Here is a 17,585-nt window from a genome sequence, read left to right as displayed (position 1 = left end):
GTATTGAGAGCTTTTGGCCTCAATACACAGTATAATATATATTCTAAGGAGTTTCTTATGTCTACAGGAACAGTTAAGTGGTTTAATACAACCAAAGGTTTTGGGTTTATTCAGCCCAGTGATGGAAGTGCTGATGTATTTGTACATATTTCTGCTGTTGAGCGCTCTGGTTTAAGCAATCTTAATGAAGGACAAAAAATTTCTTATGACGTTCTTCAGGACCGTCGTTCTGGGAAATTTGCTGCTGGCAACCTTTCAGCACTCTAGTCTTTAAATTCTGCAATATTGTAGTGTAATATTTTAAAACCTTCATCCATAAAGATGGGGGTTTTGTTTTTTATAAAACATAATTTACCCTTATAGTTTATCTGTTTTTTTTCACAATTATCAAGATACTTCTAAATCTTTTCTATAAAACTTGCATGATTTTTGCGAAGGTATCTCTCATTAGCAATCTCAAAAAACAACGATATTGAATCTTCGCAGGAGTGTTTCCGCAGTTTTTTATTGCATACAAAGCAATCTCTTATAAAATACTAAAAAAACAACAGTCATTTTCTTATACGTATATAAAGGTTAAAATCATGGCTTTTATCGCAGAAAAGCTTTCCTACATCAAACCTTCTGCAACAATTTCTGTTTCCCAAAAGGCACGCGATTTAAAAGCACGAGGTAAAGATGTCATTACTTTAAGCGCTGGAGAACCAGATTTTGACACACCAGAAAATATAAAAAATGCCGCCATTGAAGCTATTCGACGTGGAGAAACAAAATATACGCCTATTTCTGGTATTCCAGAATTGCGCCAAGCAATTTCTGAAAAATTTAAAAGAGAGAATAATCTTCTTTATAAACCAGAGCAAATTATTGTTGGTACTGGTGGTAAACAAATCCTCTTTAATGCATTGATGGCAACTTTAAATAAAGGAGATGAAGTTATCATTCCCTCCCCTTATTGGGTTAGTTATCCAGAAATGGTTGCCTTAAATGATGGTATACCTGTCTTTGTAGAAACTAAAGCTGAATTTTCTTATAAACTTCAACCGCAAGAGCTAGAGGCTGCTATTACCCACAAAACCAAGTGGTTCATTTTTAACTCCCCTTCCAATCCATCAGGCGCCGCTTATACACATGATGAATTAAAAAAACTAACAGATGTTTTAATAAAATACCCCCATATTTATATCCTCACTGATGATATATATGAGCATCTAACATATGAAGGTTTTACCTTTGTTACTCCAGCTCAAGTAGAGCCCAATCTTTACGACCGTACCCTCACAATGAACGGGGTTTCTAAAGCTTATTCTATGACCGGTTGGCGAATCGGTTATGCAGGTGGACCGCAAAAATTAATTAAAGCCATGGATACCATTCAAGGTCAGCAAACATCTGGCACAAGTTCTATTTCACAGTGGGCAGCCGTCGAAGCACTTAATGGTCCACAAGATTTTATTGCTCAAAATAAAAATATTTTCCAAGCACGTCGTGACCTCGTCGTTTCTATGTTAAATCAGGCTCTCGGCATTAACTGCCCAACGCCGGAAGGTGCTTTTTATGTTTATCCTTCTTGTGCAGAGCTCATTGGGAAAAAAACACCTGAAGGTAAAGTGATTTCTCATGATGAAGACTTTGTAATGGCGCTTTTGGAAGCAGAATCTGTTGCTGTAGTCCATGGATCTGCTTTTGGACTTGGACCAGCTTTCCGTATTTCCTATGCAACATCAGAAAAATTGCTTGAAGAAGCTTGCCTACGGATTCAACGCTTTTGCAGTAATTTACTTTAAAAACTTTTAGCATCCTCTATTTTGAATAGTTTTTTGCGGTTGTCAGTTTATCTGAGATAACTTCTGCTGTTTGGTTATAGTTTAAGTAAATAGCTTCTGCCAAAAATACATATCAATGGAACCGTAAGGAAGTATATGCAAAAACAACTAATTTGAAATGATATTCTGATAAGGTGCATTATTAACTTTTTCCACATTAATTAAAGTGCACTATTGGCCATTTAAACTTTATGATCAAGAAAGGACCCTTTCAGATTCTATAGTCCTTTTAAACCATTATCACCCAACAAACTTTACGTATATTTATAAAGCTTGACAGTTTTTAAATAAGTGTAGAATGCTAAAAACTGAGCAATTGTAAATACTATGCGCCTCTAGATCAAACTTTTTCTATTCCGCAATCGTTATTATAATCCAAATATTTCAGCAAATTCTCCATCACATATTGATGTGTCTAAAAATTGTTAGATATTCATAAAACTATTGCAGTTTTTTTATTACCTTTCGATACATCTGTATTTTCAAATACTATTACAAGAATAAAAAAAAAGCCGGGCAAATGCCCAGCAAATCTTGAAAATCCTCAGAGATAAAATCAATCTAAAAGATTTTCGTAAGGGAACGCTCAAGAAAATGCAATGGGAGACAACATAATCAAGAGACACCACTTTATGTCATTTTATAAGAAGAAGTACAACAAAGACTTAAGCGCATCTGCTATGCAATAAACACATAGCTTTAAACAATAGATCATTAAAAAGACCACTGACGAGCTTTTAAAAATATATAATCTCGAAAAGCTTTCAACTTTGCCAAATTCTTTAAAGCGTAAGGATAACAGAAAAAAGTATCAAAAGAAGGAATATCACCAATATCAGGAAAAAGGCGCACAAGTCGATCATCATTACACACAATATAATCAGGCAGCACAGCAATGCCAAGATCTTGCATAATCGCATTCTTGATTGAAATAATATTATTGACTCGTAATATTGAAAGCCGCAAAGACCCATCACTTCTCCCGGCCTTTTCCAACCAATTTAAACCAGATAAATAAGCAGGAACAGGTTCCCCAAATGAAATAATACGGTGAGCATCCAACTCAGACAATGTTTCTGGTTTGCCATAATTTGCAATATAATTTTTCGAAGCATAAACGTGCATATGAATTGTAAATAATTTTTTTTGTATAAGATCAATTTGTTGGGACTGATGTAAACAAACAGCGCAATCTGCGTGACGCGTCGTCAAATCAACATCAAGTCCTTTATCATCAAGCAAGAGATGAACCTGTATATCCGGATAAAGATTAAAAAATTCAGGTATACGCTCCACAATCCATCCTGTCCCCATTCCAAAGGTTGATGTAACACGCAAAATCCCTTTTGGCTTTTCATAGCTTTCGCTTAATTGCGAACGTGTACTCTCAAGCTTCATCAAAACATCATGTGTTGTTCGATAAAGAATTTCGCCCTGCTCCGTTAAAATTAACCCACGAGCATGACGATGAAATAATGACACACCAACATCCACCTCTAAAGCTGAAACCTGCCGTGAAACCGCTGATTGAGATAAATGAAGCTTCTGAGCCGCATGCGTAAAAGAACCTGCTTCTGCTGCAGCATGAAAAACTCTCAACTTATCCCAATCTAACGGTGCTACCACAATTTCACCTCTAAGTTTTTTACTTTTTCAATAAATTTTTATGCTTGCAATTCTAGAAAACGCTCTGCTTCTAATGCCGCCATACATCCCCGTCCCGACGCCGTGATAGCTTGGCGAAACGTTTCATCTGCTACATCACCTGCAGCAAAAACGCCAGCAATGCTTGTTGCTGTTGAATCTGGTGCTGTCCATAAATAGCCGCCTTGTTTTTGTTTTAGTTGCCCTTCAAACAAAGAAACACTGGGATCATGCCCAATAGCAATAAATATTCCCTCGGCATTTACCTGAGTTTCCTGACCAGTATTAACATTTTTAAGACGTGCACCCGTTACAATCGGCCCTCTTGAACCCTGGGCTGGCAAACCAATAATTTCTTCTACCACATGATCCCAAATAATACGTACATTATCACAAGCAAGCAATCTATCCTGCAAAACTTTCTCTGCTCGAAAACAATTTCGCCGATGAACTATGCTTACATTCTTCGCCAAATGCGACAAATAAATAGCTTCTTCAACGGCTGTATTGCCCCCACCCACAACAATGACATCCTTATCACGATAAAAAAAGCCATCACACGTAGCACAAGCAGAAACACCACCACCCATAAAGGTCCGCTCACTTTCCAAACCAAGCCAGCGCGCCTGCGCTCCCGTTGCAATAATCAGCGCATCACAAGAATATTGCGTTCCTGAATCTCCGTATAAGGTAAAAGGATATTTCAATAGATTAGCTTTTGTAATATTATCGTACACAATTTTTGTGCCCATATTTTCGGCTTGTTGTGCCATTTGCTCCATCAACCACGGTCCTTGAATTGGATCGGCAAAACCTGGATAATTTTCAATAGTAGTTGTAATCGTCAACTGCCCACCCTGCTGCAATCCAGTTACTAAAACCGGTTTGAGCATTGCTCTTGCTGCATAGATCGCCGCTGTATAACCAGCTGGACCAGAGCCAATAACAAGCAAGCGAATATGCGAATATACCATAGGATCCCCTTCACTTCTTTATTAATTATTCTATAAATTATAACGATATGTAATCTTTGGAAAACATTTTTTAACAACCTAAGTTACGGTGCATATACACTTCTTTTAAAGTTTTATAAAAAAGTTCAATTGTCAATTTATAAAGGCGCACTTAATATAGAAATTAACCTTTACCTTATAAAGAGAAAAACGTAAATTTTTATGAGTACAAAATCATAATAAAAATAGGAGGCTATAATTTTTCAATTTATCATCAATGTCTGTGCACGTTTTGCATTAATAATGGGAGCAGCAATGCTTTTGCCAATTTTTGTGGATTTGCACGACAGTAACCATAATTGGATAACTTTTCTCTACTCTTGCACCATAACCACCATGTTAGCGACATTAATTCTTCTAGCTACTAAGGGTGCTACCTGTCATTTTTCAGCACGGCTCGGCTTTATGCTCACTGTTTGTCTTTGGCTAACAGGCAGCATCGTAGGCGCCTTGCCTCTTTATCTTGCTCCACTCCCAATTTCTCTAGCTGGAGCAATCTTTGAATCCGTTTCTGGAATTACAACAACAGGTTCCACAGTACTTACGGGCATTGATAATTTATCACGAAGTATTTTGTTATGGCGTTCTATCATATGCTGGATTGGAGGTATTGGCTTTATCGGTTTAGCCTTATTGCTTTTGCCCTCACTCCGTGTTGGTGGAGTACGACTTTTTCACATGGAATCCTCAGATAAATCTGAAAAAATATTGCCCCGCATCAATCAAATTGCTAACGGAATTATTGTAGCTTATATTGGACTAACACTAGCTTGTATGCTCTCCTATTTTGCTTCGGGCATGAACCTATTTGATGCCATCAACCATGCAATGAGTACGGTAGCAACAGCTGGATTTTCGACTCATGACGCTTCTTTTGGATATTTTTCTGATAAACCAGCCATCTTGATTATTGCAACAATCTTCATGTTGCTTTCCGCTTTACCCTTCGTGCTTTACGTTAAATTAGTGCTCCCTGGTCACTCTAAACGCTTCATTGATCCACAAGTAATCATTTTTTTCCATATTGTTTTCCTTTTTAGCTTTGCTTTAGCAGCATGGCTACGATTTCACGATCACCGTCCTTTTCACTTGATTTTTCTTGATGTAATTTTTCATCTTTCATCCATCATTAGCACCACTGGTTATAGCGCTGAGGATTATCAACTTTGGGGACCTTTCGCACTTGGGATTTTTTTTATTGTTTCTTTTACGGGTGGATGTGCCGGTTCTACCTCTGGCGGAATGAAAATCAATCGCTTAATTATCCTTTGGAGGATTACACAAGCAAATATAGAAAAACTTCTTTCTCCCAATATCGTCGTAAAAGCCCGTTACGATCACTCAAATATATCTAGCGATGTTGCTAAAGCGGTTTTATTTTTTGTCTGCCTTTATATGTTCTGTCTTCTTATCGGCAGTGCACTTCTGCTCATAACTGGCCTTGATTTTACTTCTGCCTTTACTGGCGTCTTAACTGCTCTTTCAAATATTGGCCCAGGTTTTGGAAACATTATTGGTCCTGCTGGCAACTTCTCTACAATCAATGATAATGCTCTATGGATCTTAAGTTTTCTTATGCTGGCCGGCCGTCTTGAAATTATAACTGTATTCGTACTTTTTATCCCCGCTTTTTGGCGTGAATAATCTTAATGAACGAAATTTAATTTTATAACGATCAGAAATTTACAAAATAAGCAGTGTACATTCTAAAATTTAATATCCATTCAATTTCTGGAAAAACCTTGAAAAAATTTCAAATAACTAATTATATCAGCAGTACAAAGGTGCCAAAAATAAATCTCTATTAACCTTATAGGGAGTCTCAGCTGTTTGAAATGGCTGCAATGCATCAAGAATTATAAAATGTTATTTTCAAGAACCTTTAATAAGACAATATCTTTGTAATACTCTAGTTTGTTGACCTTTATCATCAAAAAAAACGGATCATGCAATACCAAAATATATTTTACTAAACGCAGACATCCCCCCCCTCTGTACAATAACCTGATAAGCGAATTACCGGACCCCATAAATATACTGCTAGCAATAACCCTATTCATGCAGTGTAGTAATATCTTGAAAAAAGCAGACGAAAAAATCGAGGAACTGGTGTAAAGACGAATTTAGGCTTCATTCACAAAATACCATACAAAAAGACTTAACAAGGCATCTCAATGAGCGTGCTCAATACTAAACAATCCCTCTCAGTGGCTCTTCCAAAACCTAAAAAGATTTATAAAGGCAAGGATCAACAAATTTCATGATAATTCAAAAACAAAATTTGAAGATATTTGTACTTTTTTCTGCCATAGTGGAATGGGCTGAATAAACACAGGCTTTATTCCTAATAAGGACTTTTAAAAATCAAAGAGCAATAATCTCAGTTTCTTCTAAGGATCCAGGCATAAGCATTTAGATATACTGAACCTCTATAATTTCGTAATTATGAGCACCACCTGGTGCATTCACTTCAATCACATCACCTTCTTGCTTGCCAATGAGTGCACGTGCAATAGGTGAGGAAATAGAGATTTTACCAGTCTTTACGTCAGCTTCTTGATCACCGACGATCTGATAAACCTTCTTTTCTTCAGTATCCTCATCCAAAAGCTTGATAGTGGCTCCAAACTTAATTTTGTCACCTGAAAGACGTGAAACATTAATAACTTCAGCCCGCGCAATATAGTCTTCAAGCTCATTTATACGCCCCTCATTAAGACTTTGTGCCTCTTTAGCAGCGTGATATTCAGCATTTTCTGACAGATCCCCATGCGCACGCGCCTCAGAAATTGCTTCAATAATTCGTGGACGTTCCTGCTGTTGACGCCAACGTAACTCTTCTTTAAGACTTTCGAAACCAGCTGTAGTCATCGGAATTTTTTCCATAATCTGTCCCTTTCTGTTGCACGGAAGGTTTAATAAAAACACAAAAAACAGCTTCCAAAATTACTTTTGGAACCCGAAAACCACAATCCTTCTTATTATATAGTACAGCATTCCTGTTTTCCATATAAAAATAAAATAAGGAAACAAAGCATTCATTCATTATGTTTAAGCCATCTGATATTTTTGTTTGATGCTTAAAGTGTCAAACTGCATTTCCGCCATTAAAGAGTCCTACATAATAACCCCATTGTATTTTTTTCTGTTTTATCATAACCTAACGAAAGAAGACCTTGATATGAAGAGAGAAGAAAAGAAAATCTCTAAAGGAATCCTCTGTAGAAAAATGAAAAAATTAATAATTTTTTTTATATTTTGCCCTTTCTTTTTAGCCACAACAGCCTCTAAAGCAGTAGATGCTTTTGTCACAAGAAATCTTAATTTTAGAACAGGACCAAGTATTCAGCACGTACTTCATAGTGTAATTCCTGCAGGAGCATTGGTATTTGTTCAAAGTTGTAAAGGGGACTGGTGTCACATTAAATACAACACAAAAACGGGCTGGGTTTCAGCTCGTTATCTATCATTTAAAGATGGAAATAATCTTTATCACACATACACAAATTTTCAGTAATAAATCACTGTGTATATAGTCATTCTTCCTAACAGCCATGCAAATATTACAAAAGATCCTCAATTAAATATAGCTACAGTGCAAACGAAATGGTGAACATGTAAAACTGCTAAGCAACATTGTAGTATTATAGCTATGAAGTTGTAAAAATTAGTATTTCATTTAAAATTACAAGCAGCTTTACAATACAAGGACACAACAATGAAAAATGGTTTCACAGCAACAGTGGAAGCTCTTGCTGCACTTATTGCCTCAGGAAATCCTCTTTTTAAGAATGGCGCACTGTGGACACCTCACCGTCCTGTTCGCCCTGAAAAGTCTGAAGGTGGCATTCCATTTGAACTTAAAACATCCTTTGAGCCTGCAGGAGATCAACCTAAAGCAATTAAAACTCTGGTTGAAGGAATTGAAAAGAATGAACGTACCCAAGTGCTTTTAGGTATTACCGGATCAGGAAAAACCTATACAATGGCAAAAATCATTGAAAAAACACAGCGTCCGGCTTTGATCTTAGCACCAAATAAAACTCTGGCAGCACAACTTTACGGAGAATTTAAAAGATTTTTTCCCCACAATGCTGTTGAATATTTTGTTTCTTATTACGATTATTATCAACCAGAAGCCTATGTTGCACGCTCTGACACTTATATTGAAAAAGAATCTTCTATTAATGAACAAATAGACCGTATGCGCCACGCTGCAACACGTGCTGTACTTGAACGCGATGACGTTATTATCGTCGCATCTGTATCCTGTATTTACGGAATTGGTTCAGTAGAGACCTATACAGCCATGACATTCCAAATAGAAAAAGGCGACCAACTTGATCAACGCCAAATTCTAACCAGTTTAGTTGCTCAACACTATCATCGACAAGATCTCAATTTCACTCGTGGTTCTTTTCGTGTTCGAGGAGATATAATTGAAATTTTTCCTGCTCATCTTGAAGACCGTGCATGGCGTATTTCACTTTTTGGAGATGAAGTAGAAACAATCACTGAATTTGACCCTCTAACGGGGCAAAAAACAGACGACCTTCAATCTATTAAAATTTATGCCAATTCACACTACGTAACACCACGCCCAACACTAAATCAAGCAATACAATCAATTAAAAAAGAGCTTGCTCAACGCCTAGATGAACTGAACGAAGCTGGACGTTTTTTAGAAGCTCAGCGTTTAGAGCAACGTACAATTTTTGACTTAGAAATGTTAGAAACAACTGGCTCATGCCCTGGAATTGAAAATTATTCACGTTATTTAACGGGACGAAAGCCTGGTGAACCACCCCCAACCTTATTCGAATATATTCCAAATAATGCTCTTGTTTTTATCGATGAAAGCCATGTAACCATTCCCCAAATTGGTGGTATGTACCGCGGTGATTTTCGACGAAAAGCCACTCTAGCGGAATATGGATTCCGCCTACCTTCCTGTATGGATAATCGTCCTTTACGCTTTGAAGAATGGGATGCTATGCGCCCGCAAACTATTGCTGTTTCTGCAACGCCTGGTCGCTGGGAAATAGAACAATCTCACGGCACTTTTGCTGAACAAATTATTCGCCCAACAGGGCTCATTGAGCCAGAAATAGAAGTACGTTCAGCGCACACTCAAGTCGATGATGTTATAAATGAAATTCGCAAAACAATTCAAAAAGGCTACCGTACATTGGTGACTGTCCTGACAAAGCGTATGGCCGAAGATTTAACAGAATACCTACATGAACAAGGTATTCGCGTACGCTATATGCATTCTGATAATGACACCTTAGAGCGTATTGAAATTCTTCGTGATCTACGGCTTGGTACCTTTGATGTCTTAATTGGAATCAACCTGCTTCGAGAAGGTTTAGATATTCCAGAATGTGGTTTTGTTGCCATTCTAGATGCCGATAAAGAGGGTTTTTTGCGCTCAGAAACATCACTTGTACAAACAATCGGACGCGCTGCACGCAACATAGATGGACGAGTCATACTTTATGCAGATACAATTACTGGCTCCATAGAACGGGCCTTACAGGAAACACAAAGACGTCGACAAAAACAAATAGCCTATAATGAAGAGCACCATATCACACCAACCACTGTCAAAAAAAATGTCGACGATATTCTCAACTCAGGGTGTCAAAATCACCATACTCATACAAATATTCCTGCTGTCATCAGGAAAAATAATTTGCTTGGTAATAATTTAGCTCTTCATATTCAATCTTTAGAAAAATCAATGCGTGAAGCAGCATCTGACCTCAACTTTGAAGAAGCAGCTCGACTTCGTGATGAAATCAAACAACTACAGAAAATAGAACTAGAAATCGTGGATAACACTTTAATACATCATAGTAAACAGTCCATCAATGACTCCATAACAGAATCAAATCTTGACGTTAAACCAGATCTTGATCACGTAGATCCAAGAAACCACGGATACCAGCGTTTTAAAAAAACGAAGGGTAAAAGAAAACAAAAAAAATCCTTTCCAACCGATAATCCAGAGCCCTTAAACTGTCCAAAATAAATCTTAACCACCTCTAAAATCTTTATAAAATGACCAGTAAAGGTATCATTTCATAAAATAAAGCCCTAAACCTCAACTGAGGCTTAAATTTAGCGAAAAAGTTATGTAAAAAAACTTATTACAAGAAAATGCTTCTAAACTCTAAACGAAATCAAATAGCATCTGTTTTCTATATCTCCAAAAACCTAGCTAGTGATATACTGTGTAGCCCAATTTTTATAATCAATATCTTATGAAACATGTCATAACAGAACAGCACCATTATAAGCCAAGAAAGTAAAACGAAGGCTTTATCTTAATACTATAAATCTATAGTGACAGAAATTATATCCATTGTTCATGCTCCTAATAATTCCTGTTTTCAATCCTGTGAGACACAAAAATACTAAAATTATTATTTTCATTAAAGCCGGTTATAAAGATAAAGGTTAGTAATTATAAATACTAGATTGATAAATTAATCTTAAAAAGAGTGTAATTTTTAAAATAGCTGTTTACTAGGATTTTTTCTATTTTTTGATAATTTTTTCTCAACCAAATGGCTTCCTTATGCGTTTTGTCAAAATAAAGTCCAAAATCGTTCAGGTTATATTCAGTTTAGTCCGCGTAGAGTGCGGATAATACGAATTTATGTAAAGGAGTGTTGCTTATGAAAAAATTTACTAAGCTAACAGTGTTATCAGCAATATCAGCAGCAACCATTTTAGTGTCGCTAGATGCAACGTTTGCAGACACAACATTCATCCATAATGAAAATATTATGGAAAGAATAGGGAGCAATTTTCCTTCTCACGATTTTGGCATCCATTCTAATATTCATCACAACCCCCATGTTGAGCATAAAAGGCGAGAATACAACCAGTACCGCGTTGAACGCAAAACGCATCATTATGTCGAACGCGAAAAAACAACACAGCGTCATATACATCACCATCATGTGAGTCCTAATAAGTCAGGGGATGCGTTAACAGCAGGTATTGTCGGCCTTGCTGCTGGTGCAATTCTCGGAAATGTTTTAAAGCAGCCAGAACAACCACAGGTTGTTTATCAAAGCATACAACATCCGCAAGTAGTATATCAAGAAGTTCCACAAAACCGAGTAATTTACGAAGTTCAACAAACCACAACATATCAGCCAGTCCAACAGACACAGACAGCTCGCTGGCTTCAATATTGCCAGAAAAAATATCGCTCATTTAATCCAAATACAGGAACTTTTCGGGGCAATGATGGTTTAGAGCACTTTTGTTATGCTCCATTAAATTAACTTTTCTTACGTTCCAATGAAAAGTCTTGGACGATGTCGAAAATGCTGGGGGGTGTTGTGTGATCAGCTATCTGTAAAGCCCTTGAAGAAAGGGGTTGTGTTGGAGTTCATAGCCTAAGGAGCTTTGTGGGCCATGTCCGCAGATGAAACGGACGTCTTCGCCTAGAGGTAAAATCTTTTCCTTAAGAGATTTCATTAATTCTTCATGAGAACAGAAGGGGAGATCTGTACGCCCAATAAAACCACGAAAAAGGACATCTCCCAATATAGCAAAGCGTGCGGTTTCATTGAAATAAATAACGTGACCAGGAGAATGCCCTGGTGTGTGGAAAACTTTAAAAACATGTCCTGCGAAATGAACGCTATCACCGTCTTCTAACCACCTGTCAGGAATACAAATGCGTGCATCAGTGATGCCATAGCTTTGTGCACTTTTGTGTGCAGCATCCATCACAGGCTTATCATCGCAATGGGAACCGATGATTTTAACATTAAGTGCCTCTTTAGCTTGCATTGCCGCTCCTGCATGATCAACATGACCATGTGTTATCCAAATAGCCTCAACTATAATGCCCTTTTTTTGAATCACTTCTTGAACTCGAGGCCAATCACCACCAGGATCAACTAAAACTCCTACTTTTCGTTCATTATCAAAAAGCAAAGTACAATTTTGTTGAAGAGGTGTAACCGGAATAATATGTATACTAAAATAAGACATGATATCCTTTTCAAAAGTAAAATTTTTCCAAGTGTATAAGTAACATTTTCTTTCTCTTAACGGAATAAAATAGCCTATCTCGATAGCTTTATGCAACTTATGTAAATGTGAATTTTGTAGAAACTAAACTTTCGTCAAGGTTTTGAAGACTCACCGACTATATTTAAGTTTCGTATAACAATGCACCTTACCTTCTTGTGATTAAATAGCGATATTCATTTCGCAATCTTTTATTTCAATTTTTCTTTAAAAATGGATTTCGTGTTTCAGTCTCAGCCAATGTGGACAAAGCAAAGTGGCAGTTCACAAGTTGAGATATTGATCTCCCTATAATTGATGTATAATGCTCAACCAAAATGGTGTAGATCTTACCCGCTCACTCCGTCACAAAAGACTCTTCCCATTCTTATGCCAACAACTTTATTGAAAACAGGAAAACTATATCTATGGCTTAAAAGCAAGCGTTCATGACTATCTTTCTAAGCCAATTGACTCTCGTTAGCTTTTACTCCACATCGATAAAGCAGCCTAACATCGTCTAAATAGTTTTTGGATTACATATATTCAATTTCGCGGTTTAATTTCAAAACAGGAGAATAGCTTAAAATTAACATAACAAAATACAAAATATGATTGTTATTTTTACCGAAAATGCAGGAAATATAATTTCACACCAAGATAACTATAGATATATCAAGCATATTACAAGAATGTGTAGAACTAAACCATTGCTATTCTGCTGCCTTCCCTCTTCAAGAACCTAAACCATTTTTTCAATTATTAGCTATTTTATAAATGGAAAAATCACCTAAAAAATTAACAACCCCTTTTGAATTGATAGCATGATGGATTCTGATCTTATTCGAAATCCTCATCAATCCTTAGCCACAAGGTCTCGCACGTCTTTTCACTATAAATTTCCAAGACTAGTATTTTTTATGCTTGATAGTTAAGAACCCCTCTGTTGTTGTATTTCTGACAACGACTTAGCTCAAAAAATGAAACCAATTTACCAATTAACTAAAACACTAGCATTGAATTTTAAAGTTTGTAGGCATTGTATTTAAATTATGGTTTACACTTTAAAATTCAGCTAACGTTAGCAAATAATAATTTTGATATTGAAGCACTTAAGAAAAATGTTAGCGACATGCACAGTATGCTAAAAACAATTATATATGTTTTTCCTATAGCGAAGGAAGCGATGATGTTAACATCTTTGATTTGAAAACTTTTATGCAAGAATTCTCCACTGATACCCATATTAATAAACATAAATTTTCCATACATTATTGACGGTTTTAGGAAGACAAAAGTGCGCCCACATGCTTTCCCTTCACACACTCAATAACCTTATGTAAAATGCATTTTATTACACGAACACTGTTACACTAATAACCATATCTTAAACAGAATCTTTCATCATAATGATTGGGAAGATGTGCCTAGAACCCGTAAAAATATGCGTAAAAAAGTATTTATGCCGTTCTGTAGATTCGATAAAATATGAAACCAAGATGCAGGTGGAACATACCTCAGTCTTTTTTTACCTAAAATATGATGCATAGCCATGGAGGCAACATTCAATTAGAGAACAGCTCGTTAAGGGATTACACACCATTATCGATATTCCCTTATGAGCAGTATCATTTTAAATCACCTATAAAAAAACTTCTAAATGATTTAGGCATTCCCCACAGTTTCAAACAAAGTATATTGCAGTGCCTTACCAGCACTTTCTCCAGACCAGGCAACCATCTGAAATGCAACATAATGGCTTTCACATACTGTAAGTGCGTGAATTAACAATGCTTCAACCTGTACATGAGATGGATGCACCCCACCAGCAAGAAGAAGCCCCTGCCGGTAAATAACCGAATTATTCCCTTGCCAATAATCAAAATGTCCCAGCAACAATTTTTCATTAATTGCCAGCAATAAGCGATGCATTTCCGCTGTTCGGGCACTGTCAATAGAAAGATCAAATGCACAAGCTAAATGAAGCGCCTCCTGCATTTCCATCCATGAGAAAGAAAGACGATAATTTGCCCATTTTCCCTCTACACAAACACTAATTTCATCTTGTACATCTCGCTCGAATGACCAATCATATTTGCAGGCAATCTGTTCAATAAAGTCAACAGGATGCTCTTCTCTTTCTGTGGCGCAAAACGCAAGCCTCATCATAACCCTCAATCATATTAAAACATTGTCAACAGAACACAAAATGCCAAAACTGTAACGACATTTGCTACAATCAAAGCCTTTACACAAAACAAATACACACTAAAAACACCAAAAATCCACAGAACCCAATAAAGCTTTCTGCAGCAGCCTGATAATAATCAAATGAATCATCAAGTCTTTTCAGTGTATTGATACAATTTCACAGTACTAGCCCCCTGCTTCAAAAAAAGTGCTTTTCGATAAAAAAAAATCAAAAACAAATCTGTAATCTGCTCTAACAGATTCAGTATTAAGCATTTTTTAGCTTCATGCATCACATTGAAAAATTGGGGATATTTTTTCTAATGCTGTCCTTCTTAACAGAAATCTCCTTATTTTTTTCGTGTATGCGTCTTCTCTAGCTCATCAAGACGTCTTTTCAAATCAGCATTATCGGCATGTAATTTCAGCACCATATCTTTAAACGTTTCAAATTCTTCCCGTGAAACAAGATCAAGCTTATTGGCTATCTTCTCAGCCTGCAGACGAAAAGCTGTGCCAGCTTCACGTCGTATACCTTGAACAACATCGGTAGCATCTGTTGCTAATTTTGCTAATTCATCAAGAATACGGTTTGATCCATTACCCATAACATTTTTCCTTAAATTTTAATTATTGACGCATGCATTATAGCGTATTTTAACAACGTTTAGATACTGCATTTGTTCCTTTTGCTCCATTTATAGATTTTATCTCACTATACAGACTTTACTTTGTTTTTTACGCTCACTTTACAATCATAAATTATTACCACAATAAACAAATGGAAACCTACAGCCCTTCTGACTTGACCATTGTGCATTCATCTGTCATTTCTGAACATCATATAACCTCATATAATGGAAAATGCCCAACTCATGAATAATCTTTCTTGTCCAACCATTGCTTTTCCATCTTTCCTTGATCCCATAATCATCCACTTAGGACCTATAGCTCTCCATTGGTACGGACTTGGTTACGTAATAGGTATCCTTTTTGCTTGGTGGTATGCGCAAAAATTGTTAAAAAAACAAACCTTATGGTACGCAAATAATCCTCCTATGGATGAAAATAAGATAGGAGATTTTGTTGTCTGGTCTGCCATTAGTGTCGTTGTCGGTGGGCGCTTAGGTCAAGTTCTTGTATGGGATCCCATTTATTATTTTAACCATCCAAACGCCATCATCGCAGTATGGAACGGGGGAATGTCCTTTCATGGCGGACTCATCGGCATTATCATTGCAATGATCTGGTTTGCCTGTAAAAACAGTATCAATATACGAGCAATGTTTGATATAATTGCTGCAGGTGCCCCTATTGGTATCGGCATTGTACGAATATGCAACTTTATTAATCAAGAATTATGGGGCAATATTACTACAGTACCTTGGGCAGTTTGCTTTCCCTTAGATCCTTACCATCTACCGCGCCATCCTAGCCAACTTTATGAAGCATTCATGGAAGGATTTCTTCTTTTCATTATCCTGTTTATCATTATTTTTGTTTTCAAAGCATTAAAGCGCTCTGGAACCGTAGCAGGAACATTTATTATAGGCTATGCAATAGCACGCAGTATCTCAGAACTCTACCGTGCTCCTCAAGAAGATCCAGAATGGTTTTCTACCCTTTTTCATTCTACAGGATTTACGTATGGTATGGCCTTATCTCTTCCCATGCTTTTTTTAGGTATTTATCTCCTTCTCCCAGCCTTCAAACGTAAATCTAAAAAACATGGCGACCCTAAAAGAAAAAATTAAAGAAATTATTGCGCTTAATGGCCCCATTCCTGTTAGTCAATATATGACGTTAGCACTAACAGATCCCCAATTTGGCTATTATCAAACACAAACGCCCTTTGGACGCTCTGGTGATTTCATAACAGCGCCTGAAATAAGCCAATTATTTGGAGAAATGATTGGCATTTGGATCTTAGCAAGCTGGCAAGCCCAAGATTATCCTCACCCTTTCATTCTTGCTGAAATAGGTCCTGGCCGTGGAACTCTCATGGATGACATTTTACGTACCATTAAAAAATTATCCACAACAGCATTTAATGCGGCTGAAATTTTTCTCGTTGAAGTAAGTAAACAGCTCGCAGAAGAACAAAAAAAACGTCTTTGCTCTTATCAAAAACAAATCTATAGTATTGAAAGTTTTGATCAAATTCCTTCTGGACCGCTTTTCTTAATTGCCAATGAGCTCTTCGATGCGCTCCCCATCGACCAATATATAAAAATTAATGGCGAATGGAAAGAACGCCGCATTACAATAAATCAAGATGGAGATTTCCAATTTATTGCCGCCCCAGGTAAATTTCCTTCTTCTTGTATACAATCCTATTATTCCGAAATACCTGATGGAACAATTTTTGAGCATGCACCCTCACGGTATCAATTAATGCAGCAAATCAGCGACCATTTGGCACATATGAAAGGTTGTGCTTTGCTTATCGATTACGGTGCCTCTGATCTTGCATTTGGCGATACACTGCAAGCAATTTCAAAACATAGATTTTGTAATATTTTTGATAGTCCTGGTGAACATGATTTAACATCACATGTTGGTTTTTCTTTTTTAAAAAAAATAGCCATTGAGCAAGGCTGTTTTGCTGAAATTCTAGAACAAGGAGATTTTCTTTTAAAAATGGGTCTGCTAGAGCGCGCAAGACAGCTTGGAGCCAATAAAAGTACAACATTGCAAGACAAAATCTATCAAGATATCGAACGACTGATTGGATCAGACCAAATGGGTAAATTGTTTAAAGTCTTGCATGTAAGTGACAAAAAGATACCGTTATCTCCTAGATTTTGATTACCAACAATAACGCTCATTGACAAATAAGGGTATCTCACCCACTATTCCCACTTTGAATAAACAT

The 17,585-nt window shown here is 36.8% G+C and carries 14 protein-coding genes; 8 read left to right on the top strand and 6 right to left on the bottom strand.

The genetic code is table 11. The annotated features are described in order from the left end of the window. Nucleotides 1-57: 57 nt before the first annotated feature. Together WCP76_RS03220 and WCP76_RS03215 are read left to right on the top strand one after the other, a co-directional pair. Complete coding sequence (locus WCP76_RS03220) at nucleotides 58-267, top strand: cold-shock protein (RefSeq protein ID WP_336294253.1); 210 nt, start codon at nucleotides 58-60, stop codon at nucleotides 265-267. 317 nt (nucleotides 268-584) lie between these two features. Continuing rightward, nucleotides 585-1,787, top strand: a complete 1,203-nt coding sequence (locus WCP76_RS03215) for a pyridoxal phosphate-dependent aminotransferase (protein WP_336294252.1) — start codon at nucleotides 585-587, stop codon at nucleotides 1,785-1,787. A gap of 753 nt (nucleotides 1,788-2,540) precedes the next feature. Here WCP76_RS03215 and WCP76_RS03210 read toward each other — a convergent pair. Both WCP76_RS03210 and trxB read right to left on the bottom strand, forming a co-directional pair. Continuing rightward, complete coding sequence (locus tag WCP76_RS03210) at nucleotides 2,541-3,452, bottom strand: LysR family transcriptional regulator (protein ID WP_336294251.1); 912 nt, start codon at nucleotides 3,450-3,452, stop codon at nucleotides 2,541-2,543. Between the two features lie 38 nt (nucleotides 3,453-3,490). Beyond that, nucleotides 3,491-4,444: a thioredoxin-disulfide reductase gene (trxB, locus tag WCP76_RS03205; RefSeq protein WP_336294250.1), complete on the bottom strand. Its 954-nt coding sequence runs from the start codon at nucleotides 4,442-4,444 to the stop codon at nucleotides 3,491-3,493. A 294-nt stretch (nucleotides 4,445-4,738) separates the two neighbouring features. Between trxB and WCP76_RS03200 the strand changes: the two genes are divergently transcribed. Next, nucleotides 4,739-6,127, top strand: coding sequence for a TrkH family potassium uptake protein (locus tag WCP76_RS03200; RefSeq protein WP_336294249.1), 1,389 nt, complete (start codon nucleotides 4,739-4,741; stop codon nucleotides 6,125-6,127). Between the two features lie 768 nt (nucleotides 6,128-6,895). Here WCP76_RS03200 and greA read toward each other — a convergent pair. Further along, nucleotides 6,896-7,369: a transcription elongation factor GreA gene (greA, locus tag WCP76_RS03195; protein ID WP_336294248.1), complete on the bottom strand. Its 474-nt coding sequence runs from the start codon at nucleotides 7,367-7,369 to the stop codon at nucleotides 6,896-6,898. 295 nt (nucleotides 7,370-7,664) lie between these two features. Here greA and WCP76_RS03190 point away from each other — a divergent pair, with 295 nt between their 5' ends. From WCP76_RS03190 to WCP76_RS03180, 3 genes are all read left to right on the top strand, one after another. Continuing rightward, nucleotides 7,665-8,000 (top strand): SH3 domain-containing protein, encoded by a 336-nt coding sequence (locus tag WCP76_RS03190; protein WP_442894703.1) that lies wholly within the window; start codon nucleotides 7,665-7,667, stop codon nucleotides 7,998-8,000. 201 nt (nucleotides 8,001-8,201) lie between these two features. Next, nucleotides 8,202-10,517 (top strand): excinuclease ABC subunit UvrB, encoded by a 2,316-nt coding sequence (gene uvrB / locus WCP76_RS03185; RefSeq protein ID WP_336294247.1) that lies wholly within the window; start codon nucleotides 8,202-8,204, stop codon nucleotides 10,515-10,517. A gap of 649 nt (nucleotides 10,518-11,166) precedes the next feature. Beyond that, a complete protein-coding gene (locus WCP76_RS03180) occupies nucleotides 11,167-11,784 on the top strand; it encodes a BA14K family protein (RefSeq protein WP_336294246.1) in 618 nt (205 codons plus the stop codon). A 67-nt stretch (nucleotides 11,785-11,851) separates the two neighbouring features. On the opposite strand, the gene WCP76_RS03175 is transcribed toward WCP76_RS03180, so the two are convergent. The 3 genes from WCP76_RS03175 to WCP76_RS03165 all read right to left on the bottom strand — a co-directional run bounded on the left by WCP76_RS03175 (nucleotide 11,852) and on the right by WCP76_RS03165 (nucleotide 15,318). Further along, entirely contained in the window at nucleotides 11,852-12,502 is a 651-nt protein-coding gene (locus tag WCP76_RS03175; protein ID WP_336294245.1) for an MBL fold metallo-hydrolase, read from the bottom strand. A gap of 1,683 nt (nucleotides 12,503-14,185) precedes the next feature. Next, nucleotides 14,186-14,686: a type III secretion system chaperone family protein gene (locus tag WCP76_RS03170; RefSeq protein ID WP_336294321.1), complete on the bottom strand. Its 501-nt coding sequence runs from the start codon at nucleotides 14,684-14,686 to the stop codon at nucleotides 14,186-14,188. 374 nt (nucleotides 14,687-15,060) lie between these two features. Next, nucleotides 15,061-15,318, bottom strand: a complete 258-nt coding sequence (locus tag WCP76_RS03165) for an accessory factor UbiK family protein (RefSeq protein ID WP_336294244.1) — start codon at nucleotides 15,316-15,318, stop codon at nucleotides 15,061-15,063. Between the two features lie 267 nt (nucleotides 15,319-15,585). Here WCP76_RS03165 and lgt point away from each other — a divergent pair, with 267 nt between their 5' ends. After that, complete coding sequence (gene lgt, locus WCP76_RS03160) at nucleotides 15,586-16,464, top strand: prolipoprotein diacylglyceryl transferase (protein WP_336294243.1); 879 nt, start codon at nucleotides 15,586-15,588, stop codon at nucleotides 16,462-16,464. Further along, nucleotides 16,439-17,518 (top strand): class I SAM-dependent methyltransferase, encoded by a 1,080-nt coding sequence (locus tag WCP76_RS03155; RefSeq protein ID WP_336294242.1) that lies wholly within the window; start codon nucleotides 16,439-16,441, stop codon nucleotides 17,516-17,518. The genes lgt and WCP76_RS03155 overlap by 26 nt, the downstream gene beginning before the upstream one ends. The last annotated feature ends 67 nt before the right edge of the window (nucleotides 17,519-17,585 follow it).

The sequence above is a fragment of the Bartonella vaga genome, assembly GCF_037070895.1.
Lineage (GTDB): Bacteria > Pseudomonadota > Alphaproteobacteria > Rhizobiales > Rhizobiaceae > Bartonella.
This window is presented reverse-complemented; position numbering and strand designations above follow the sequence as displayed.

What these genes read in the sequence shown, in the direction of transcription:
- trxB (WP_336294250.1), bottom strand. Translation starts at nt 4,444, where the DNA reads ATGGTATATTCGCATATTCGCTTGCTTGTTATTGGCTCTGGTCCAGCT.
- WCP76_RS03190 (WP_442894703.1), top strand. Translation starts at nt 7,665, where the DNA reads ATGAAGAGAGAAGAAAAGAAAATCTCTAAAGGAATCCTCTGTAGAAAA.
- WCP76_RS03180 (WP_336294246.1), top strand. Translation starts at nt 11,167, where the DNA reads ATGAAAAAATTTACTAAGCTAACAGTGTTATCAGCAATATCAGCAGCA.
- WCP76_RS03175 (WP_336294245.1), bottom strand. Translation starts at nt 12,502, where the DNA reads ATGTCTTATTTTAGTATACATATTATTCCGGTTACACCTCTTCAACAA.
- greA (WP_336294248.1), bottom strand. Translation starts at nt 7,369, where the DNA reads ATGGAAAAAATTCCGATGACTACAGCTGGTTTCGAAAGTCTTAAAGAA.
- WCP76_RS03165 (WP_336294244.1), bottom strand. Translation starts at nt 15,318, where the DNA reads ATGGGTAATGGATCAAACCGTATTCTTGATGAATTAGCAAAATTAGCA.
- WCP76_RS03215 (WP_336294252.1), top strand. Translation starts at nt 585, where the DNA reads ATGGCTTTTATCGCAGAAAAGCTTTCCTACATCAAACCTTCTGCAACA.
- WCP76_RS03200 (WP_336294249.1), top strand. Translation starts at nt 4,739, where the DNA reads ATGCTTTTGCCAATTTTTGTGGATTTGCACGACAGTAACCATAATTGG.
- WCP76_RS03220 (WP_336294253.1), top strand. Translation starts at nt 58, where the DNA reads ATGTCTACAGGAACAGTTAAGTGGTTTAATACAACCAAAGGTTTTGGG.
- WCP76_RS03155 (WP_336294242.1), top strand. Translation starts at nt 16,439, where the DNA reads ATGGCGACCCTAAAAGAAAAAATTAAAGAAATTATTGCGCTTAATGGC.
- uvrB (WP_336294247.1), top strand. Translation starts at nt 8,202, where the DNA reads ATGAAAAATGGTTTCACAGCAACAGTGGAAGCTCTTGCTGCACTTATT.
- lgt (WP_336294243.1), top strand. Translation starts at nt 15,586, where the DNA reads ATGAATAATCTTTCTTGTCCAACCATTGCTTTTCCATCTTTCCTTGAT.
- WCP76_RS03170 (WP_336294321.1), bottom strand. Translation starts at nt 14,686, where the DNA reads ATGAGGCTTGCGTTTTGCGCCACAGAAAGAGAAGAGCATCCTGTTGAC.